Source organism: Chryseobacterium sp. 3008163 (genome assembly GCF_003669035.1).
Taxonomy (GTDB): Bacteria; Bacteroidota; Bacteroidia; order Flavobacteriales; family Weeksellaceae; genus Chryseobacterium.
In genome coordinates, this window is sequence record NZ_CP033070.1 from 4,354,735 (window position 1) to 4,375,487 (window position 20,753).

The 20,753-nt window shown below is 32.5% G+C and carries 19 protein-coding genes and 2 pseudogenes; 10 read left to right on the top strand and 11 right to left on the bottom strand.

The features are described 5' to 3' along the window. Positions 1 to 21: 21 nt before the first annotated feature. Positions 22 to 1,085 (bottom strand): annotated as a pseudogene (serC, locus tag EAG08_RS20180) (3-phosphoserine/phosphohydroxythreonine transaminase). Positions 1,086 to 1,201: 116 nt separating this feature from the next. Further along, on the bottom strand, positions 1,202 to 1,552 hold the full coding sequence (locus tag EAG08_RS20185; RefSeq protein ID WP_054508722.1) for a 4Fe-4S binding protein: 351 nt from the start codon (positions 1,550 to 1,552) through the stop codon (positions 1,202 to 1,204). Between the two features lie 58 nt (positions 1,553 to 1,610). Here EAG08_RS20185 and EAG08_RS20190 point away from each other — a divergent pair, with 58 nt between their 5' ends. From EAG08_RS20190 to EAG08_RS20205, 4 genes are all read left to right on the top strand, one after another. Next, a complete protein-coding gene (locus EAG08_RS20190; RefSeq protein WP_129537015.1) occupies positions 1,611 to 2,645 on the top strand; it encodes an acyl-CoA reductase in 1,035 nt (344 codons plus the stop codon). 150 nt (positions 2,646 to 2,795) lie between these two features. Next, a complete protein-coding gene (locus EAG08_RS20195) occupies positions 2,796 to 3,254 on the top strand; it encodes a peptidylprolyl isomerase (protein ID WP_129537016.1) in 459 nt (152 codons plus the stop codon). 144 nt (positions 3,255 to 3,398) lie between these two features. Further along, entirely contained in the window at positions 3,399 to 4,226 is an 828-nt protein-coding gene (locus tag EAG08_RS20200) for a hypothetical protein (protein WP_129537017.1), read from the top strand. A 33-nt stretch (positions 4,227 to 4,259) separates the two neighbouring features. Next, positions 4,260 to 4,949, top strand: a complete 690-nt coding sequence (locus tag EAG08_RS20205) for a Bax inhibitor-1 family protein (RefSeq protein ID WP_129537018.1) — start codon at positions 4,260 to 4,262, stop codon at positions 4,947 to 4,949. A 149-nt stretch (positions 4,950 to 5,098) separates the two neighbouring features. Here EAG08_RS20205 and EAG08_RS20210 read toward each other — a convergent pair whose 3' ends face one another. From EAG08_RS20210 to EAG08_RS20225, 4 genes and pseudogenes are all read right to left on the bottom strand, one after another. Beyond that, a complete protein-coding gene (locus tag EAG08_RS20210) occupies positions 5,099 to 5,347 on the bottom strand; it encodes a DUF6952 family protein (protein WP_047443905.1) in 249 nt (82 codons plus the stop codon). Next, positions 5,347 to 5,655 (bottom strand): thioredoxin family protein, encoded by a 309-nt coding sequence (locus EAG08_RS20215; RefSeq protein ID WP_129537019.1) that lies wholly within the window; start codon positions 5,653 to 5,655, stop codon positions 5,347 to 5,349. Before EAG08_RS20215 ends, EAG08_RS20210 begins: the two co-directional genes overlap by 1 nt. A 122-nt stretch (positions 5,656 to 5,777) precedes the next feature. Then, positions 5,778 to 6,409, bottom strand: a pseudogene (locus tag EAG08_RS20220) (peroxiredoxin). 250 nt (positions 6,410 to 6,659) lie between these two features. Beyond that, a complete protein-coding gene (locus tag EAG08_RS20225; RefSeq protein ID WP_129537020.1) occupies positions 6,660 to 7,853 on the bottom strand; it encodes a pyridoxal phosphate-dependent aminotransferase in 1,194 nt (397 codons plus the stop codon). Positions 7,854 to 8,025: 172 nt separating this feature from the next. Between EAG08_RS20225 and rsmG the strand changes: the two genes are divergently transcribed. The 4 genes from rsmG to EAG08_RS20245 all read left to right on the top strand — a co-directional run bounded on the left by rsmG (position 8,026) and on the right by EAG08_RS20245 (position 12,366). Further along, positions 8,026 to 8,661 carry a 16S rRNA (guanine(527)-N(7))-methyltransferase RsmG gene (rsmG, locus tag EAG08_RS20230; protein WP_129537021.1) on the top strand — a complete coding sequence of 212 codons (636 nt, stop codon included), beginning with the start codon at positions 8,026 to 8,028 and terminating at the stop codon, positions 8,659 to 8,661. Positions 8,662 to 8,726: 65 nt separating this feature from the next. Beyond that, positions 8,727 to 9,134, top strand: coding sequence for a hypothetical protein (locus tag EAG08_RS20235; protein ID WP_129537022.1), 408 nt, complete (start codon positions 8,727 to 8,729; stop codon positions 9,132 to 9,134). Next, a complete protein-coding gene (locus EAG08_RS20240; protein WP_129537023.1) occupies positions 9,134 to 9,670 on the top strand; it encodes a DUF922 domain-containing protein in 537 nt (178 codons plus the stop codon). The genes EAG08_RS20235 and EAG08_RS20240 overlap by 1 nt, the downstream gene beginning before the upstream one ends. Further along, entirely contained in the window at positions 9,667 to 12,366 is a 2,700-nt protein-coding gene (locus EAG08_RS20245) for a PD-(D/E)XK nuclease family protein (protein ID WP_129537024.1), read from the top strand. The genes EAG08_RS20240 and EAG08_RS20245 overlap by 4 nt, the downstream gene beginning before the upstream one ends. Positions 12,367 to 12,427: 61 nt before the next feature. Here the strand turns inward: EAG08_RS20245 and EAG08_RS20250 are convergent, their stop codons facing one another. From EAG08_RS20250 to EAG08_RS20270, 5 genes are all read right to left on the bottom strand, one after another. Then, a complete protein-coding gene (locus EAG08_RS20250) occupies positions 12,428 to 14,362 on the bottom strand; it encodes a T9SS type A sorting domain-containing protein (protein ID WP_129537025.1) in 1,935 nt (644 codons plus the stop codon). A gap of 146 nt (positions 14,363 to 14,508) precedes the next feature. Then, a complete protein-coding gene (locus EAG08_RS20255) occupies positions 14,509 to 15,687 on the bottom strand; it encodes an acyl-CoA dehydrogenase family protein (protein ID WP_129537026.1) in 1,179 nt (392 codons plus the stop codon). 70 nt (positions 15,688 to 15,757) lie between these two features. Next, positions 15,758 to 16,498 (bottom strand): NUDIX hydrolase, encoded by a 741-nt coding sequence (locus EAG08_RS20260; protein ID WP_129537027.1) that lies wholly within the window; start codon positions 16,496 to 16,498, stop codon positions 15,758 to 15,760. A 273-nt stretch (positions 16,499 to 16,771) separates the two neighbouring features. Then, a complete protein-coding gene (locus EAG08_RS23195; protein WP_129537305.1) occupies positions 16,772 to 16,966 on the bottom strand; it encodes a transposase in 195 nt (64 codons plus the stop codon). A gap of 420 nt (positions 16,967 to 17,386) precedes the next feature. Beyond that, a complete protein-coding gene (locus tag EAG08_RS20270) occupies positions 17,387 to 18,883 on the bottom strand; it encodes a hypothetical protein (protein WP_129537028.1) in 1,497 nt (498 codons plus the stop codon). A 1,018-nt stretch (positions 18,884 to 19,901) separates the two neighbouring features. On the opposite strand from EAG08_RS20270, the gene EAG08_RS22795 reads away from it, so the two are divergent. Both EAG08_RS22795 and EAG08_RS22800 read left to right on the top strand, forming a co-directional pair. After that, positions 19,902 to 20,369, top strand: coding sequence for a GLPGLI family protein (locus EAG08_RS22795; RefSeq protein WP_262696855.1), 468 nt, complete (start codon positions 19,902 to 19,904; stop codon positions 20,367 to 20,369). Further along, positions 20,278 to 20,730 carry a GLPGLI family protein gene (locus tag EAG08_RS22800; protein ID WP_129537030.1) on the top strand — a complete coding sequence of 151 codons (453 nt, stop codon included), beginning with the start codon at positions 20,278 to 20,280 and terminating at the stop codon, positions 20,728 to 20,730. Before EAG08_RS22795 ends, EAG08_RS22800 begins: the two co-directional genes overlap by 92 nt. The last annotated feature ends 23 nt before the right edge of the window (positions 20,731 to 20,753 follow it).

Sequence of the window (20,753 nt, forward strand, 5' to 3'; positions counted from 1 at the left end):
TTTTGCGTTGCCTAATTTAAGTTATTTTATTGACTTCATCACATCCACCAAAACCTGCACACTTTCAATAGGTAAGGCATTGTAGAGACTTGCTCTGTATCCCCCTAAACTTCTGTGACCGTTCAATCCGCTGATTCCTGCGGCTTTCCATGCAGCATCAAATTCTTCTTTTTTGCTGTCGTCAATTAATTTAAATGAAACATTCATCAAAGAACGGTCTTCTTGAACGCAGAATGTTTCGAATAATGGGTTGCTGTCGATCTCGTTATATAAAAGTTTTGCTTTTGCTTCATTTCTTGCTTCAGCAGCAGCAATTCCTCCGTTGTTTTCTAAATGCTGTAATGTTAATAAAGATGCATACACAGGGAAAACGGGTGGAGTATTGTACATTGATTCTTTTGAAATATGCTGAGAATAATCTAAGATTGAGAACATATTTTCTCTTCCTGTTTTACCTAAAATTTCTTTTTGATCACCACTAAAGTTACTCCTGCAGGTCCCATGTTTTTCTGAGCTCCTGCGTAGATTAAATCAAATTTAGAAAAATCTAATTGTCTTGAGAAGATATCAGAGCTCATGTCACAAACCATTAAAGTATCAACTTCAGGGAAAGACTTCATCTGAGTTCCGTAGATCGTATTGTTTGAAGTACAGTGGAAATAATCGTATTCTGAACCTATTGTATAATCTTTAGGAATGAATGAATAGTTTTCTTCTTTTGAAGAACCTACCACATCTACTGTTCCTACTTTTTTAGCTTCTTTGATCGCTCCTGCAGCCCAAGTACCTGTATCTAAATAAGCAGCTTTGCCACCCACTTTCATCAAATTGTAAGGAACCATCGCAAACTGAAGACTTGCGCCACCTCCCAAATACAAAACCTCATAATCATCACCAAGATTCATCAGTCTTTTTACAATTGCACGAGCTTCATCCATCACCGCAACAAAATCTTTGCTTCTGTGCGAAATTTCAAGAAGTGATAAACCGATTCCGTTAAAATCTAAAACCGCTGCTGCCGATTTTTCGAATACTTCCTGAGGTAAGATACATGGTCCTGCGCTGAAATTGTGCTTTTTGCTCATAATTTTACTTTTTGTTTTTTGAGATTTTGCTGATTTCTCAATCTGCTATTTCGTATTTGATTTATAAAAATATAAAGATAAAAAAACCGTCTCAAGAAAAATGAGACGGCGTATTTTTATTCACCGTGTAAGAATGCTTTTTTGTTTAATAACGCTTCTTCAGATTCTACATGATCTTCATCCGGAACACAGCAGTCTACAGGGCAAACCGCTGCACACTGTGGCTCTTCATGGAAGCCTTTACATTCTGTACATTTATCAGTAACAATGAAATAAACATCATCATTTACGGGCTCTTGTGGTGCATCTGCATCTACCGTTAACCCCGATGGTAATGTTACAGTACCTTTTAATTCGGTACCTTCGGAAGCTTTCCAGTCAACTGCTCCTTCATATATTGCATTGTTCGGACATTCTGGTTCGCAGGCTCCGCAATTAATGCATTCATCAGTTATTTTAATAGCCATCGCTAATTTTTTTAAATTTGCACAAAATTACAAAATATTCCCCACTTTTACAGTAATTATGAATATCGAAAAACAAGTTTTAGGACTTATTAAATTAAGTGATTATATAAAGAGCTATTTAGCAGAAAATAATGAAGATTTTAACGAAAATGATTCTGAATTTGAATCGGTCGTGAAAAAGTCTGAAATAGAAAATCCGTGGTTTACCATAGAAAATCAAAAATATGCTTTAAAGCAATGGTCGGATTTGTTGACAGAGGATAATTTGAAATCTTGGCTCAGCAATTATTCACCATCAAAAACTACAAAAAAGGTTGGATTAATCCTTGCCGGAAATATTCCTTTGGTGGGATGGCATGATGTGATTTCGGTGGTTTTGAGCAATCATATTCCTTTGATCAAATTATCTTCAAAAGACAAACAGATGATTCCTTTTCTATTAAAAAAATGGAAAGAATTTTCTGAGAATGAAATTGAGTATGAGTTTGTTGAGAGATTGACAGATTTTGATGCTGTAATCGCTACAGGAAGCAATAATACGGCGAGATATTTAGAATATTATTTTAAAAATCATTTAAGTATTATTAGAAAAAACAGAACTTCAGTTGCCGTTATCAAAGGAGATGAGACAGAAGAAGAACTGAAGCTTTTGGCTCAGGATATTTTCCAGTATTTTGGTTTAGGTTGTAGAAATGTGACGAGACTTTTTATTCCGGAAGACTTTGTTATTGATAGGGTTTTTGAAAGTTTTATTGATTTCAAAGAAATTGTTAATCATAATAAATATGCCAACAATTACGATTATAACAGAGCAGTTTATCTTTTGAATCAGGATAAATTCTGGGATAATAATTTTGTAATGCTGAAAGAAGATGAGAAACTTTTCAGTCCTTTGTCTGTGATTCATTTCAGCAGATATTCTTCTTTGGATGAAGTTACGAATTTCATTAATGAAAATGAAGAAGATATTCAATGTGTCGTTGGTAAAAATGATTTGGGAATTGAAACAGTATATTTCGGTGAAGCTCAAAACCCTGGACTTGATACGTATGCAGATAATGTAGATACGATGCAGTTTTTGGAGGTTATTTAAATTTATTTTTCTCTCGCAGATTCAGCTTATTTTGCAGATTTATTTTAGTAAAGAAAATTTGCATCATCTTTCAAGTCGGTGAGAATTTTAAAATTTAAACAGTCTCTTGATTTTTATTACTAAATTTACCTATCAACGAAAAAATATTTAATGAAAAAAATAGCAATCATTCTTTCTTTTGCAGCATTTCAAATGAGCTTTGCTCAAAAGGTGAAAAAAGCGGAAGTAATAAAAGATAATCGAACGACTGAACAGAAATTAGAGCTTAATAAGACTCAAAAAGAACTGCTTAATGGGAAATTTGAGCAATTTATCACTGCATTGAAAGCATCAGATAAAAAAGCAATGGAAAGCCTGATGTCTGAAAAAACAAAATCGATGGTAACTGATAAGGTTTACGAAAACCTTACTAAAGACATTAATTTTACCAGAAAAATAGTGATTTACAAGACAGGCTATAAGTCTTTCATGAGTGGTGAAAATTTCCCTATGATTCAATATAAATATTCCGACGATCAGACAAAGCCTGACCCGAAAGAAATTATTACCGCTGTTTTTGAAGAAGATGGAAAAATTATGGGTATCAAGCCTTATAAACAAACAAAATAAGTTTTATTAAATATTAAAATATAATATGATTAAAATATTTTTTGTTTTTTATTATTTATAAGTCAATTTTATTATTCGCAAAATTTAATTCAAACAGAGATTCAGAAAATTAAACTGAAGAATTTTATTGAATATGAAAATAAATTGGGAAGCAAGCTTTTTAAATCAAATGAAGATTATGTTTCTATACGACCAGTTTTGCAACCTGTAATATTTGAAAGAAAAGAAAAAGATATTCCTAATCTTCTTGTGTTTTATACTCAATATAAAGAAGATTCCACATTGTCTGAAATACTTTACGAATGGGATGTTTCTAACTTTGAAAAAGGAGATAATGTGAAAAAATCATTGGCTTTTAATAAAGCAATGGTGAAAAAATATCAGGATATTATTACTGAGATCTCGAAAAAATACGGCAAAAGTGTACAGAATGGAAATTTAGAAAATTTAAAGAATCTAATCTTAGAAGAAGGTGTTAACAGAGAAGATGAGTGGAGTATTAATGATAGTCTAAAAATAAATTCTTACATCACATTGTCTGAATATTACAATAAAAATGGGATGGTTACAATTGCTCCTACACATAGAATTAGGGTATATGTAAATAATAAACGATCAGAAAAGGTAAAAGATTTATCAAAAGAGAATATAGAATTATATAATGATTTTTTTTCAAAATTCATTAATACACTGAAGCAGTCTGATTTTGACACGGTGAAAAATATGCTTTCAGATAAGATTAAAGATACGGCAACGAATGATGATCTTAAAAAACTTTTAGAAAATAATCACTTCGAGAGAAAAAGAGAAATTTTCATGACCGGATATCAATTACTTGGCGATGGTGAACACTATCCTATGCTTCAATATAAATATTCTGATGATAACTCAGATCCGCCGAAAGAAATTATTGTAGTATTATTTGATAATGAAGGAAAAATATTAGGGGTGAAACCTATGAAAATGTTTTAAACAAAATAAATTTTAAAAAATTAAAATATAAATATGATGACAGATGTTTTAGTTGCGCATTCAACAGATGTTGAAAAGGCAAGTTTTTACAAGAAAACCTATTTGCACGTTGCATTGGCAATTTTGGCTTTTGTAGGTGTTGAAACGGTTTTGCTGCAAACTGTTCCTGCGGAATATATTTACCTGATGATTGGTCAGAAGTACAGTTGGCTTTTAGTCCTTGGAGTTTTTTGGCTCGCTTCTTATTTAGCTTCAAAATGGTCGATGGCGCAAAGCAGATCAATACAATATTTAGGATTAGGTTTCTATGTATTGCTTCAGGCCGTTATCTTTTTGCCGATGATGTACATTGCAATGGCTTATACTGACGGTGGACAAGTGATTTTTCAGGCAGCAACATTAACGGTAGCAATGTTTGCCGGGATTTCTGCAGTAGCTTTTACTTCTAAAAGAGATTTCTCATTCCTGAGAAATATTATTACCATCGGTGGTTTTATTGCAATCGGATTAATCGTTGCCGGAATGATCTTTGGTTTTGACCTTGGACTTTGGTTCTCTGTAGGGATGGTAATTTTGGCTTCTGCAACAATTTTATATCAAACCAGTAAACTGAAAGATTCTTATGCAACCAATCAATATGTGGGAGCTTCTTTACAGCTTTTTGCTTCAATCATGTTGCTGTTCTGGTATATCTTGAGAATTTTGATGAGCAGAAGAAGCTAATTAAAAGTTATAAATTATACGTTTTGAATTTTAAATTTTTCAAAACACTTAAACCAAAAAAATCCTGATGTTATTTCATCGGGATTTTTGTTTTTAAGAATAGAAATTCTTAAATATTTTAATTTTAAATCTTTAAATGATTTTAAATCTTATTTATCAATTGATCCTAAAACCTTTTGAGCAAAAGAGTTTAAAGCATCTTTTTCGCTCATTCCATTTTGTACGTTGGCGTGAACTTCCAGAGCTCCGCAGATATTGGTAATCAATTCTCCGGCAACATTTAAATCTTCTTCGCTTGTTCCTCTGAATTCGCTGAAGCTTTCCAAAACTTCTAAAGTTTTTTCAAGATTTTCAGGAGTCTGGTTTTGGAAAAACTGTCTGATTACGGGTAATTTCATTATGACAATTCGTTAAATAAGTTAATTAAACTTTCTGCCTGATTAGACTGAACCTGATTTACCAATTCACCATTTTTGAAAATAGCAAACGTTGGCAAATTATCAACTTTAGCTAATTTTCTGCTTTCAGGAAGTTTTTCTGCATCTACATATAAAAATGGAATGGCATCATTTTCTGAAGCTAATTTTTTGAATTTCGGCTTCATAATTCTGCAATTTCCGCACCATGTTGCTCCGTATTGTACAACTACTTTTTCATTGTCGCTTACAATATTTTGAAGCGTATCTTCAGTTAATTCTGTATACATAAGTTTATTTTTAGGAAAAAATAAACAATGTAGCAATCTAATAATTTATCAATGCACCAATTAAAAAAGAGATTTTAAAATTGGTATACTGCTAGATTGCTACATTGTTATATTGATTTATCTTAGTTCTTTGCTAAATATTCAGCAGTAGAAGTTCTGTCAGCTTTCATTGCATCTTTTCCTTCTTCCCAGTTTGCGGGGCAAACTTCACCGTGCTTCTGAACGTGCGTGTAAGCATCGATTAATCTTAAATACTCTTTTACGTTTCTTCCCAAAGGCATATCATTTACAGACTCGTGGAATACTTTTCCAGTTTCGTCAATAAGATAAGTAGCTCTGTAAGTTACGTTTGAACCTGTGAAAAACTCATTTCCTTCTTCGTCAAATTCCAGATCCTGATCAACAATATCTAATAGATTTGCCAATTGTCTGTGAGTATCAGCTAAAAGCGGATAAGTAACCCCTTCAATACCACCGTTGTCTTTTGAAACGTTCAACCAAGCAAAGTGTACTTCATTTGTATCGCAAGAAGCACCAATTACTTTCGTGTTTCTTTTTCGAATTCACCTAAAGCCTCTTGAAAAGCGTGAAGTTCAGTTGGGCAAACAAAAGTGAAATCTTTCGGGTACCAGAACAAAAGAACTTTCTGTTGGTTAGTTGTAGTTTCTTGAAAGATGTTGATTTTAAGATCATCACCCATTTCTGACATTGCGTCAATCGTTACATTTGGAAATTTTTTACCTACTAAAGACATAATTTTCTAATTTTTGATTAATATTTAATGGTGCAAATATACATTGTTTTATCTATTGAAAAATTACTTATTGATAAATAAAATCTATAATTGTTTTTGAAAGAAAATAGTTTATGTGAATTTAAAACCAATAGAATTCAACTTATTAGAGTTTTGTTTTTGAATTAAATAAAGGTTTTGTCTATTACAAAAAAAAACCAGATTTAAGTTTAAACCTAAATCTGAAATTATATTTTAAAAAGAAATGAAATTAAACTGCTTTTTCCAAAACGTCTTTTATCCTTCTCATTGCTTCTCTTAATTCTTCTTCAGAAGCTGCGTAAGAGAATCTGATACATTCCGGACTGCCGAAAGAAACACCGCCAACACAACCAACGTGAGCTTCTTCTAACAGAAACATCGCAAAATCATCCGCATCTTTTATTTCAGTTCCGTTCAACGTTTTTCCGATGTAATAAGAAATATCTGGGAAGAAATAGAAGGCTGCTTTTGGTAAAAGAACTTTAAAGCCGGGGATTTCTTTCATTAAATCAAACATGACATTTCTTCTCTGTTCGAAAGCATCAATCATGTATTTGTATTCTGAAGGATCTGTTTTTAAAGCAACAATTGAAGCTCTTTGAGCTACGGTGTTTGCGCCGCTTGTCATTTGTCCCTGAACTTTTTCGCAAGCCTTTGCTAACCATTCAGGGCATGCAGAATATCCGATTCTCCAGCCTGTCATTGCGAAAGCTTTAGACATACCGTTGATTACTGCGGTTTGCTCGTACACTTCAGGAAACTGAGCGATAGAGGTGGTTTTCGTTTCGTAATTGATGTATTCGTAAATCTCATCTGAAATTACAGTCACATGAGGATATTTTGCAATAACCTTTGCTAAAGATTTTAATTCATCAAATGTATAATATCCACCTGAAGGATTACATGGTGAGCTGAAAAGAACTGCTTTGGTTTTCTCATTAATTGCCTCATCCAGCTGCTCTGCAGTGATTTTAAAATCAGTAACATAAGAAGTAGGAAGCATTACAGAATTCCCGCCCATCATTTTTACCATTTCATCGTAGCTTACCCAATAAGGAGTAGGAAGTATCACTTCGTCTCCATCATTGATAATTGCTGCTAAAACATTAATGATCGCTTGTTTTGCACCGTTTGAAACACAAATTTGTGCCGGTTTATAATCTAATTGATTGTCTCTTTTTAATTTATCTGAAATTGCCTGACGAAGTTCCAAGAATCCCGGAACAGGCGAGTAGTGGCTATAGTTTTCATTGATGGCATCAAAAGCTGCCTGTTTTATATTGTCGGGAACATCAAAATCCGGTTCGCCTAATGTTAAAGAAATGACGTCAATACCATTAGCCTTCATTTCTCTGGCTTTGTTTGACATTACGAAAGTCTGAGAGTATCCTAATCTATTTACTCTATCTGAAAGTTTATTCATGTATTCTTTTTGTCGTTTTAACAAATATAGATAAAAACTAAATGTTAATGAAATGTGACCTGATATATTTTAAAAATTGAGTATAGAAAAATACCTTTATTTCTATATTATCTGCAAAAAACATTCACTAAATATGAAATAAAACTTATTTTTGCTTTTTATATTCAATCGTATGTCAGTAGCGTTAATCCAAAAATATTTCCCGGAACTTTCCGAAAAACAAATCGAGCAATTTTCAAAATTAGAAAGCCTTTATAGTGAATGGAATGAAAAAATCAACGTGATTTCCAGAAAAGATATGGAATCGCTTTACGAAAAGCATATTCTGCATTCTTTAGGTGTTGCCAAAATTATGGAATTTGCTCCCGGAACTAAAGTTTTAGACATTGGAACCGGAGGTGGTTTCCCAGGAATTCCATTGGCAATTTTGTTTCCTGAAACAAAGTTTACGCTAATTGATTCTATCGGGAAGAAAATTACAGTGGTGAATGCTGTAGCAGAAGGTGTCGGGTTAACTAATGTGACGGCAATTCACGGCAGAGCTGAAAAAGTGAAAGAGAAATTTCATTTTGTTGTAAGCCGTGCTGTGACGCAGATGCCGGAATTTTTAAGATGGTTAAAAGGTAAATTTGAAAAAGAACAGATTAACCCTAAACACAATGGGGTTTTATATTTGAAAGGTGGAGATTTGGCTGAAGAGCTGGCAGGACTGAAGTGTGAACTTTTTAACCTGAAAAATTATTTTGAAGAAGAATTTTTTGACACCAAGAAAGTGGTTTATTTATCAAAAGGTAATTTTAATTCTTAATTCAATAGGTTAGAGGAATAATTTTTGATAATTTACGTTTAATAATTATAAATTATTATAATACTATGAAATCGTTTTTAAATATTGGTTTATGTTTGGCTTTTGCCTCAGTTTCATTGATGTCTTGTAAGGATGATGATGATTACGAAACGATTGAGTCTGTAGATAAAGTAAAGATCGACAGTGTGTCTATTGTAAATGATACGATGGATGTTTATTCGGTTCAAAGTATAAGAACGTATTCTAATTATACATCTGGTTGTCAGGGATTTTATGGTTATGATTATATTCATAACGGAAATTTTGGTAGAGATGTAACGGCATATCAATTCAAAACCGATGGAATATGTACGCAAGGAACTCATAAATCTGCTAATCAATTAAATTTTAGTCCGCAGCAGGTTGGTACTTATGCTTTTAGATTTTGGAATGGTAATAATACATGGATTACCAAAACAATCGTTGTAGAATAATGAAGCACGTATTATTAGTTTTACTTTTGATTTCCAATACTTTATGGAGTCAGCGAATAGAGTGGAAGGAAGATAAGAGGTTGGTATGGAATAATTTTAAGAGTAAGATTAATAACCAGCGAGGGAAAGATATTGTTGCTTACACCCATTGTGGCTGGGCATATTCTGTCATAAAATCATCAAACCCGAAAGGTGATGCAAAAGTAACCATAGAAACAATTTTTAACGAAGATAAATCCTGGAAAGACGACAAAAGAATCAATGATTATGTTCTCAATCACGAGCAGAAACATTTTGATATTGCAGAAATTTTTGCCAGAAAAATCCGAAAAGAAATCGCAGAAAAAATAAAAACTACAAGCGATTACGACAAATATTTTCAGACCATGTACAGCAGGATTGTCAAAGATTATAAAAATTTTCAGGCTTTATATGATGGCGTTACAGAACATGGCATGAACAAAGAAAAACAAGCCGAATATGATACGCTGATAAGCAACGAGCTTGAACAATTAAAAAACTTCCAAAAACCTTGAAATTTCTAAATAAAATCATAAACGAGCTGCTGGCACAAAATACAGATTTGTCTCAGTTTAATATCGTTTTGCCGGGTAAAAGACCTATCGTTTTTATCAGGCAGATTTTAGAAGAAAACAATTATTCGGGATTTCTTCCCAGCTTTTTTACGATTGAAGAATTAATTGTTGATATCGTCGATCTGCAACAGATTCAGGGGATTGCATTGTGGCTTTTTGCATTTGATGTTTACAAAAGTTTAAATCTAATTCCAAAAGATGATTTTGCTGAATTTTTGAAGTGGTTTCCAACTTTACAGAAAGATTGGGACGATATTCTGAAGTTTTCTGAAAGTGATGTTGCGGTTTTGCGATATATGTTTGATGAAGAGCGTATTAAAGAGTGGGCGCAGGATTTGGGTGATGAAGAAGAAGTTCCGAGAAAAAAGTTTCTGAATTTTTGGCGAAATATGAATGTCTTTCTGCCAGTTTTAAAGCAAAAATTAAAAGAAAAAAACTGGGCAACTCCGGGAATGATTCATGAATCTGCAAAGGAAAAAATCATTGATTTTGCAAAAAATACGGATAAGCATTTTGTTTTTTGTGGTTTTAATGCGTTCACGCCAGTTGAAGAAAAATTAGTAAGAAATCTTCTGCAGTGGGATAAAGCGCAATGTTTTTTTCAGGCAGACCATTATTATTTTGATGACGAAAGACAAGAAGCCGGAAAGTTTCTTCGAAACCATAAACTATGGAAGGAATTCAATGACAGTAGAGCTTTCAGTTGGATTGAAGATGATTTTAACCAGCCAAAAAACATTAAAATCTATGAAGTTTCAGGGAATGTAACACAGACAAAAGTTCTTCCTGATTTATTTAAAGATATTGATAATAAAACGTTTACCAATACCGCTGTAGTTCTGCTTGACGAAAATCTTTTGCCTGCAAGTCTGGATGTGATGCATGATGTTGAAAATCTGAACATAACGATGGGTTTCCCCCTGAAGAACCTTTCTTTTTCAAATGCCGTCAAGCAGCTTTTTTATCTTCAAAAACAATTAGAGAAAAATAAATCTTCCTATTATTACCGTGATATTTTTCCGATTTTGGAAGAGCTTCCGAGAACTGATGATGATGAAAAGGTCATCAATGATTTTAAATCTAAAATTGAAGAAAGGAATATTGTCTACATTTCTGCCAATCTTCTGAAGGAATTATTGAGTGATCTGTCATATTTTAATTTGCTTCAAAAGGCTGATTCCGGATATCTTTTTTTAGATATTTTAATTGAATATTGCCAGCGTATTAAATGGATGGAACTTGATGATATACAATATGAAAACGTATCTCACTTCGAAAATGCATTTAAGATAATAAAAAACCAGATTACACCCTACGGTTTTGAAATAAAAATGGATACTTTGGAGATTTTGATTAATCAGCATATCAATTCAGAAAGTATCGATTTTCAGGGAGAGCCTTTGAAAGGCTTGCAGGTAATGGGACTTTTAGAAACCCGTTTGCTTAATTTTGAAAATGTGATTTTACTTTCTGTAAATGAAGGAAAATTACCATTAGGAAATTCACAGAACACCTATATTCCGTTTGATATCAGAAAGCACTTTGATTTGCATACATTTCTTGAAAATGACGGTATTTATGCCTATCACTTTTACCGTTTGATTCAGGATGCTCAGAATGTTCATTTATTATTTAATGCTTTGAGTTCCGGAGTAAATACAGGCGAAAAAAGCCGTTTTATCACACAGATTGAGATGGAAAGCAATCACAATATCGAACATTTGATTGTTGAAAATACTTCTGAACCTATTTCTAGTCAGCCTATTGAAATTACGAAAACAGATATTGTAATGGAGCAGCTTGAAAAATGGAAGGAGAAAGTTTCTGCCTCTCATCTTACAAGCTATTTGTATAATCCGATTGATTTTTATTTATCTAAAATTTTAAATACTTCCGAAACAGACGAAATTGAAGAAGAACTTTCCATAAGGAATTACGGGAATCTTGTCCATTATACGCTTCAAGAAATTTATGAGATTATAAAAGGTAAAGTTTTAAAAGAAAATGATTTAGAGAAATCAATTAAACAAATTGATGAATATATAAATATTGCTATTGAAAAGCTAAAACATCAACCTGAATTTTATAATAAAGGGATGAATTTCATTCACAAAGCAATTGCGAAAAAAGTGATTGAGAATATTCTGAATTATGATCTGGAATTGATAAAGCAAGGAAATTCTTTAGAAATAATCGATATCGAAAGAAGATTTGAAAGCGTAGATTTCTATCTAGATGAAACTAAAAATGACAAAGTTTCCTTCTTTGGATTCATTGACCGAATCGATAAACTGAACGGCACCGTTAGGATTATAGATTATAAAACCGCAAAAATTAAAAATTTAACGGTAAAAATCGACTCTGAAAATATCGAAGATTATTTCCATAAAGACGATAAAAAACAGGCTTTACAATTATGTATTTATCAATATGTTATTCAAAGTTTACCTGAATTTTGGGGATTCCCGATCGAGACAGGAATCTGGAGTTTTGCTGATGCTAAAAAAGGAGTTGCTTCTCTTGAGTTTGCTCAAGGAAATCTCGATGATGCCATGCAGTCTGTGAAAAGCCTGATTATGGAAATTCTAAATCCGGATATTAATTTTGTTGAAAATATAAGATCTTATTTTAATTAAAAATGCACTTCAGAAATGAGGTGCATTTATTGAAAAAGATTTATCTAGATTGGTTATAGTTTTATTTTTTATTGATTATTTTTTGATTTTCTAAAGTAATTTGTACTACATAAACTCCTGATTCTAAGCTTTTAGACTCGAAATTATTTTGATTAAGATTTTGGCTTTCAATTAAAACTCCTGAAATTGCGTAAATAACTACTTTTTTAATATTATTTTTAGATTGAATGATAATTTGTCGATTTTTTGTAAATATGTCTGCAATTTCGAAAGACTCATTATTTCCAATATTTTTATTAAACTGAAGATTATAAAAAGGAGTAACAATTTCAAATGTATAATTTTGATTTTCAATGATATTAAGATTTATACCTCCATCTTTTAGATATTCATTTTTTGAAATCGATTTTACTAAGTTTTTATTTTTATCAAAAATATTGATTGATAATAATTCCTCAGTATTTATTTTTAAACTTAAAATATTATTGTTTTCAGATTTAATGATTTCATTTTCAGTTATCAAGTCCGGAGTTTTTCTGATATATGGAATTGTCTTTACTGTATTATTCTCAGACAATTTCAAAAGATAAACACCATCTTTTAATGAAGATAAATCATTATCAGTCACCGATTTGCGTTCTGGTTTTTCTTGGTTCATATCCGTGACTTCTAAAAGAGTCATACTCTGTAAATCCGGTTTTATTTGAGATGCATAAAGAGGATCAGTTTTCGGCTGATTATTATCCTGTTTAGAGGTTAGCATTGCCCATTGATTAAAAAGTCCGCCACTTCTTAATGTATTGAATTTCACATTAGATGCTAAAACAAATGGAACAATTCCGCCAATATGTCCTAAAGGACCCCAATAAAATGATTCAAGTTTATATTTATTCAGATCCCACCAAGCGTAATAGCCTCGTTGAGTATCAATAGTTTTTGAAGTATTTTCGGGATGAATTGCCAAATCAACTGTAGAATGTCCTAAAGTCATGGGTGTTTTGTTGTGCCAATCATAAACGTCATTTGACTTCAGACATTGTCTCAATTTATTATTGTTGTTATTGGTAACATCATTGATAAAATTATTGGTGAAAAGTTTTCGCCATAAAAGCGGCCCCCAAAGTAATCCACCATTGTCCTGAAGTACATGATAATTATATTTATCCAGATATTCTGAGGAAATCACTTCAGAAATACTATTCGTGTAAGTTTTATACCCGGTATTATTACAAGTATTGAGTACATTCGCGATGAAAGAAGTAAACGGATAAACATCTTTCTCCAAAACACCTTTCTGAAGCGTTACACCCGAAAAATCATAAGGTCCGTCTCCCATATAAGCATATTTGAAATTCAGATTGGAAGGATTTGAAATATTCAGTTTTTTTAAGGTTGACATTGCTGCATGAGCACCTTGAGAATAACCGGCCAAGAAATATTCGTTGTATCGTTTCACATTTAACAGAGTCAAAACTTTATTTGCTGCAGTTACAAAATCTATTGTTGCAGAGGCTTCGGTAGGATAGTGCACATAAGGATGAGCTCCTTCTCCGGAACCCATTCCAACATAATCAGGAGCCATTAAGATATATCCGTTTAAAACATAAGAGAGCTCTACTACAAAACCTGCATACAGAACACCTTTGAGATTAGAAGGAACATTTTCGCGGCTGTCGGTTGTTCCGTGATCAGAAACTACAGTAGAAAGTTTGTAGTTGACGTTTGGGTACATAATAAGCCCAGTCGCTTTTACAAGATTATTATTTTCGTTTTTTGTATAATAGGTTATTTTGTAAGCCTTTAAACCAGTGTTAAAACTATTCAGATAATTGACAAAATCCGGAGAGTTCTGCTCGCCAAGATTATTTGAAAGAAATCCTGTAACTCCTTGAGGAGTAAGATCAAGTTTTTGTTCGAAATTGAAAACGTCTCCTGCTTGTTGTGCAAAATAGAATGAAGCTGTAAGTCCTAAAAATAGAGTAGTTAGTTTTTTCATGTTTATATTTTTCAGTTAAATTAAAAAATTCCTGTAAATAATAAATATTTAAAATTAAAAACAGCTATTTGTTGAATATTAATTTATAAAAATGAAAAAAGTCTGATCATTTGATCAGACTTTTCTTCAATATGTTTTTCAACTCTTTAAAAAGCATTAAATCCTGTAATATCCAGACCTGTAATCAATAAATGAACATCGTGCGTCCCTTCATATGTAATCACAGATTCTAAATTGGCAGCGTGTCTCATCATCGGAAATTCTCCCATAATTCCCATTCCGCCAAGAATTTGGCGAGATTCTCTTGCAATGTCAATTGCCATCTTTACGTTGTTTCTTTTCGCCATCGAGATTTGAGCTGGTGTCGCTTTGTGATCATTTTTCAATGTTCCTAATTGTAAACAAAGTAATTGAGCCTTAGTGATTTCAGTTAAAAATTCAGCTAATTTTTTTTGCTGCAACTGGAATGCACCCACCGGTTTTCCGAATTGTTTTCTTTCTTTAGAATATTGAACAGCGGTGCAATAACAATCAATTGCAGCACCAATTACGCCCCACGAAATTCCGTATCGTGCAGAGTTTAAACAAGATAAAGGTCCTTTCAATCCTGTAACTCCCGGAAGTAGATTTTCTTTAGGAACTTTTACATTATTAAATACCAATTCTCCAGTTTTAGAAGCTCTCAAACTCCATTTATTGTGTGTTTCGGGAGTTGTAAAGCCTTCCATGCCTCTTTCAACAATTAATCCCTGCACTTTTCCTTCTTCGTTTTTAGCCCAAATAACGGCAATATCGCAAAGGGGAGAGTTGGTAATCCACATTTTAGCACCATTCAAAAGATAATGATCACCCATATCTTTAAACTGAGATTCCATAGAACTAGGATCTGAACCATGATTTGGCTCAGTCAACCCGAAAGAACCAATCATTTCACCGGAAGCTAGTTTGGGTAAGTATTTTCTTTTCTGCTCCTCAGAACCAAACTCGTTGATGGGAAACATGACTAATGAACTTTGAACAGACGCTGCAGAACGTACAGCAGAATCTCCTCTCTCCAATTCCTGCATAATCAAACCGTAAGAGATCTGATCAAGACCAGAACCACCATATTCTTCAGGAATGTAAGGGCCTAAAGCTCCGATTTTCCCCAATTCTTGCATCAAATTTGGTAAATCGGTGTGATCTTGGGCAGCCTGATCAATATTCGGCATTACAAAACTTTCAACCCAATCTCTTACAGACTGGCGGATAAGCTTGTGTTCTTCGGTAAGTAAAGCATCAATTCCGTAGTAATCGGGAATGCTTGTAAGAGGATAATATGACATGTAATTTAATTTTCCTAAAAATAATACTTTTCACTTGGTCTGCGAAAATTTTTTAAGAAAAATAAAAAAACTATTCTTTGATGAATTTGTAGAGATAAGGAGCCTTATTAGCAGAACCGTCGAAAAGTTTTTCCATTCTTTCTAATGAATTCATGCTCAATATTTTACGTTGGAAGTTATTTCGTCTGAATTTTTCACCTAAAATTGTTTCATAAAGTGATTGTAAATCTTTCATGGTGAATTTCTCTGGTAAAAGATTACTTGCAGCGATTTGAGTATCAATGTTTTTGCGTAAATATTCCAAACCTTCAGCGATTACTCTGTCGTGATCAAATGCCATATCTGGAAGCTTGTTTACCTCAAACCATGCACAAGTTTCATTAAAAGCATCAGGAAATGTATTGGTTAAAGAAAAATCAATCAGACTGCAATATCCTACGGTGATGAATCTCTGTAGAATCCAGTGGTCTTTTGGTACTTCAAGACCTTTGTTTTCCATCAAAGTTCTGTGGATATTATTTTGGGTACGATCTAATCTGCCAAAAGTATGAAACTGTTCCAAAAATAAGCCCTTAAGATGTGTTCTTTCGTACAAAACGCGATCCGCTGCTTCTCTTAGATCTTCATCTATAAAAACGAAACCGCCGGGAAGCGACCACAAATCGAGATCATGGTATTTAAGCAACAAAACTTTTAGAATGTTGTCATGAAAACCAAAAATTGTACAGTCTACGGATAGATTGGGTATAAAGTCTTTGCTTTCGACAAGTTCTTTAAGGGTTTCAATGTTTCTATTATGGTCAGTTTTCATGCAGTAAAAATAAAATTATTTTTTAAATTTTATTCATACTAATTTTAAAATAAGAATATTACTGTTTAAAAAAAACATTTGTGGGTAGAGCATTAGGAAAAACAAGTTAATGATTTAGTAATGTTTTTAGCTGCTTCGTTTTTCAATACGTTTCAAATAACTCATGACAAACATACAGCTTTTACACTAAAACGATATAAATGTGGAAAAAAGGTGGAGAAGAAGGTACTCTAGTTTCAGTAACATCTTTCTTGTTTACTTGAATAATTGATTTTAAAAAGGAAGTATCATGACCGAATTGTTTGTATACGGACCAATTGTGTTGGCATGATAACCGCTGATCCAAAAATTCCCACCTCGTAATTTTGTCTTAACTTCTGGAAAACGTTTGGAAATTTCTTTAGTCGTGATACTTTTTACTTTCATGCAAATTTCATTTACAGAGAGATTAGGAATACTTTGAATCAGAAAATGAACCCCGTTTTCTTCATATCCGAGGCAGAGCTTCTAGATTAAAATTCGTACTCAATTCTGTAAAAAGTTCCGATGTTGAAAAATACTGGACAAAAGCTGGCTTTCCTTTTCTACCTCTCACTCAAGAATTTCACAAGCTTCTGCAAGAATATTAACCAATGAAAAAAGAATATATCCGTTAGATTGACGATATCCGCAGTTCTGTTTAGACTGCGTTTTACACTCTTCCACAATTAATAGATACTATAATAGATGTGATTAGTAATCAGGGAATATTTTTTCAACTTCAATTTTAAAGGTGTCTATCCTAACGTAAATAGAAAGTTTGAACTTAAAACAAAAGCCACTCAATAGAATGGCTTTGTTTTTAATGTAGTGTCACTACATCATATAGCTTTTCAAAAGCTTTGAAAATTATTTAATCGTAATTGACATATTCGGAACTACGATATCTCCGGTAGATCCTGAATACCGTTGAACAAATATTTCTATATAATCATTATTTAAAAGTTCAGTGGTTGCATTAATAGGAATCACAACTATATCGTTGACAGCTGAACCTCTTCCATACACTTTAAACTGACTCAATACGGTTCCGTTTTTTGCAATATAAATTATATACGTTCCGGCTGCAGGTACCTGAAATGATACAGAACCTGTAATTTGAAATATTCTCTTGTTTTTACCCAGGTACTTCAATCTATTCGGGACTGCGCCGTCTGTTGAAAATCTAAATAAATTGCTAGATGTGGAAATTGATGTTATGCTACCGATTTTTACGATATTACTTGGGTTACTTGTGTTGAAACTAACGCCAATACCACTTCCGACAGCATAGTCTACGGTAAAATCTCCAACTGCATTGTTGTCAGATTCCGTAGGGATTCCGGAAGATCTTACAATCCAGTTGTTATTAAAATTATATCCCGGAAATATCCCTGTAGCGTATGGTTTAACATAGCCTCCTATATTGGTACCGGTAAAGACTAGAGATTCAAGAATTCCGCTCCCCACTGAGAGACCAGCCGTAGAAACATCAAAACCAGTTGCTGTACCACTTTCTACATGGGTGAAACCGCCTTGTTTTTCTACAAGACTAAATGTGCCGGTCAGCTTCTCGTAAGTTCCTGAATTATTAGCAAACCAACCTAAATTACTAAGTAATAACTGTGATATATTGTTGTAAGTTATTCCATTAGTATTCGCTGAAAATTGAACAATACTCAAAAAAACCAGACCGAAGCCTGAAATTGTTCCTACTGAATTGGAACCAGCAACCACGCAATCTCTAAAAACAAGGTTTTGTGCAGCGGTACCACTAAGATTAAATACACTTCCTCCTGAAGCGATCAATGTAACATTTTTTATACTTCCACCGATGGCACCTTCAAAGATGTTTCCGGTAGGTCGGATAATGATATCATTGTTGGTGTCAAGACCGTGTATATATGAATTATTTATATCGATTGGAAAATTAAACTGTACCTGACCATTAATTTCATATAAAGTATTGGGGTTCATGACGTATTTTGCTCCTGCACCGGCTGTTAATTCTGCGGAGAGTACCGTAGATAAGACGTCTGTAGATTTAATACGTTTAAAATTTGATCTTTCGGTTAAACTGCTTCCCACAGCAGACCATGATCCTGCTGGACTAACGTAATAATAAAAAAGCTTCAAAGTAGTATCATACACTAGTAATCCGTCAACGGGCGATGCTATTGCGATTCTTTGCGCTGTGGTCATTCTTGGAGCCAGCATCCCTTTGCTTGTCGAGCTTAGATCTAAGATAGAACTTGCGTCTGGTGTTGTTGTGCCAATTCCAACTTGGGAATTTATTGATATACTGAATACAAGCAATGTGAACAGTAATGTTTTTTGATAATAATAAATAATATAATTCTTAATCATAATAAATAAATTTTAAAGATTTTAAAATATTGAAATAATTTATTTCAGAATATTTTAACTTCAATTTGAGTAATAATAAGTGGTTGGATATAGAGGGTGTAAAAATGATATTTTATATAAAATACTGAAAATATGTATTTTATGCATTTGCAAATGTAAGATAAATAATATGAACATAACTATAATTTTTTAAAATATCTCAAATAATAATGAATAATTGTATTTTTATTATTTTAAAATTATTAATTATATGTAAATATTTTTATTAAATATGTAATGTTTTTTATAAAATAAATGTTTATATTTTAAACATTTATTTTTGTATTAAATGAATTATTTCGTAATAAAACAATTATTGATTAATAGTTTAAACTTACTATCTTTGTGGCGTTCATTGATAAAATATTTCTCTATATAAATAGAGATTTTCTCCATTAAATCAATGACCTACTTATTAAAGATAAATTTTTAATAAGTAGGTCATGTTGAAGAAAGTTAGATACTCATCCTGTGAATTAAATTACCACTTAACAATTGTTCTGTGAAGAGCTTTGTTAAATTTTAAAAGAGTATTACTATGGCAAGATTTTTAAACCAATTTTTTGATTGGAATACTGTACAAAATAAAATAATAATTTTCATATTCTTTGTCAATATTGTACTCGTTGCATTGCCAAATGAATTAAAAAAATGCTTATTTTTAGATCATTCAATGGTTGACTTTAGAAAGTATTCTCTCAATATATTTCTATTAACTTCAATTATTCTTCTAATTACATTTATTAAATATAAGCTCAATGTTAGAAGTAGAGATAAGGAGAAAATGTATTATAATTATGGGCGGATAAAATATCGATTTATAAAACCTTATGCGAAATAAAATTGAAAAAGATTTGATCGAAGTTTATTATCTCTTTATATTTAGAGGGGTAGGCAGTTGTGTAGGTAACGTAGTTACGGACTACTAAGAATCTTACTAAGTGTTATTATTCCAAGGGGTCATCATACTTTTTTAGGTATCTTATTTTACGCTCAAAATCAAAGTTTCAGTTACGAGTACAAATTTGTTAAGGATTCTACGGAAGGAAATAAAATCGAAACAGAATTGATGGTTTTAAATGTTTTTTCAAAAGGTTCTCAGTTTTATAGCAAGCCTTTAGCAGAAGCTGATTCTGTGAGGGAAGCTGAAGTGGAAAAACAAATAAAAGAAGGAAATACTAATATTGATTTGACAAAATTGGCTTTAAAAGGAAAGATTAAGCACATGGTTGAAAAAAGCTATCCCGACTATCACGTGAATACTTTTGTGAAACTGGGAAGTGATGAGTATATTGTTGAAGACAGCAGAAAACAAGATTGGAAAATCTCACCCGAAAAAGAAAAAGTAGGGGAGTTTGTGGCTCAAAAAAGCGACTTGCAACTTTGCCGGCAGAACCTGGACTGCTTGGTTTACAACAGAGATTCCAATACAAGACGGTCCCTATAAATTCTACAGTTTGCCAGGGTTGATTATTAAACTTGAAGACAACACTCAATCTCATATTTATGAGTTAAAGGGAATTAGAAAATTAAATAAAAATATTTCATTTATAAGTTTTAAAGAGAAAAAACGAATTACACCTTTGATAGAGGTAGATTATAAAAAATTTAAAAAGGCATTTGTAGATTACAGAGAAGATCCGACAAAAGCAGCAAGACAATTCGCTCCCAAAGGTTTGTTTTCAGATATGAAAGATGCTTCCGGAAATCCCGTTGATATGGATGAAGTTTTAAGGGATAGCCATAAAAGACAAATGGAGGCCAATAAGAAAAACAATAATCTTTTAGAGCTCGATTTATTACAATAAAAAACGCCCGAAACTTTAGTTTC

Coding starts and splice junctions, on each gene's coding strand:
- EAG08_RS20225 (WP_129537020.1), bottom strand. CDS start 7,853: ATGAATAAACTTTCAGATAGAGTAAATAGATTAGGATACTCTCAGACT.
- EAG08_RS20260 (WP_129537027.1), bottom strand. CDS start 16,498: ATGAAAACTGACCATAATAGAAACATTGAAACCCTTAAAGAACTTGTC.
- EAG08_RS20250 (WP_129537025.1), bottom strand. CDS start 14,362: ATGAAAAAACTAACTACTCTATTTTTAGGACTTACAGCTTCATTCTAT.
- EAG08_RS20235 (WP_129537022.1), top strand. CDS start 8,727: ATGAAATCGTTTTTAAATATTGGTTTATGTTTGGCTTTTGCCTCAGTT.
- EAG08_RS20195 (WP_129537016.1), top strand. CDS start 2,796: ATGAAAAAAATAGCAATCATTCTTTCTTTTGCAGCATTTCAAATGAGC.
- EAG08_RS20205 (WP_129537018.1), top strand. CDS start 4,260: ATGATGACAGATGTTTTAGTTGCGCATTCAACAGATGTTGAAAAGGCA.
- EAG08_RS20185 (WP_054508722.1), bottom strand. CDS start 1,552: ATGGCTATTAAAATAACTGATGAATGCATTAATTGCGGAGCCTGCGAA.
- EAG08_RS20255 (WP_129537026.1), bottom strand. CDS start 15,687: ATGTCATATTATCCTCTTACAAGCATTCCCGATTACTACGGAATTGAT.
- EAG08_RS20215 (WP_129537019.1), bottom strand. CDS start 5,655: ATGTATACAGAATTAACTGAAGATACGCTTCAAAATATTGTAAGCGAC.
- EAG08_RS20190 (WP_129537015.1), top strand. CDS start 1,611: ATGAATATCGAAAAACAAGTTTTAGGACTTATTAAATTAAGTGATTAT.
- EAG08_RS20210 (WP_047443905.1), bottom strand. CDS start 5,347: ATGAAATTACCCGTAATCAGACAGTTTTTCCAAAACCAGACTCCTGAA.
- rsmG (WP_129537021.1), top strand. CDS start 8,026: ATGTCAGTAGCGTTAATCCAAAAATATTTCCCGGAACTTTCCGAAAAA.
- EAG08_RS20270 (WP_129537028.1), bottom strand. CDS start 18,883: ATGATTAAGAATTATATTATTTATTATTATCAAAAAACATTACTGTTC.
- EAG08_RS20240 (WP_129537023.1), top strand. CDS start 9,134: ATGAAGCACGTATTATTAGTTTTACTTTTGATTTCCAATACTTTATGG.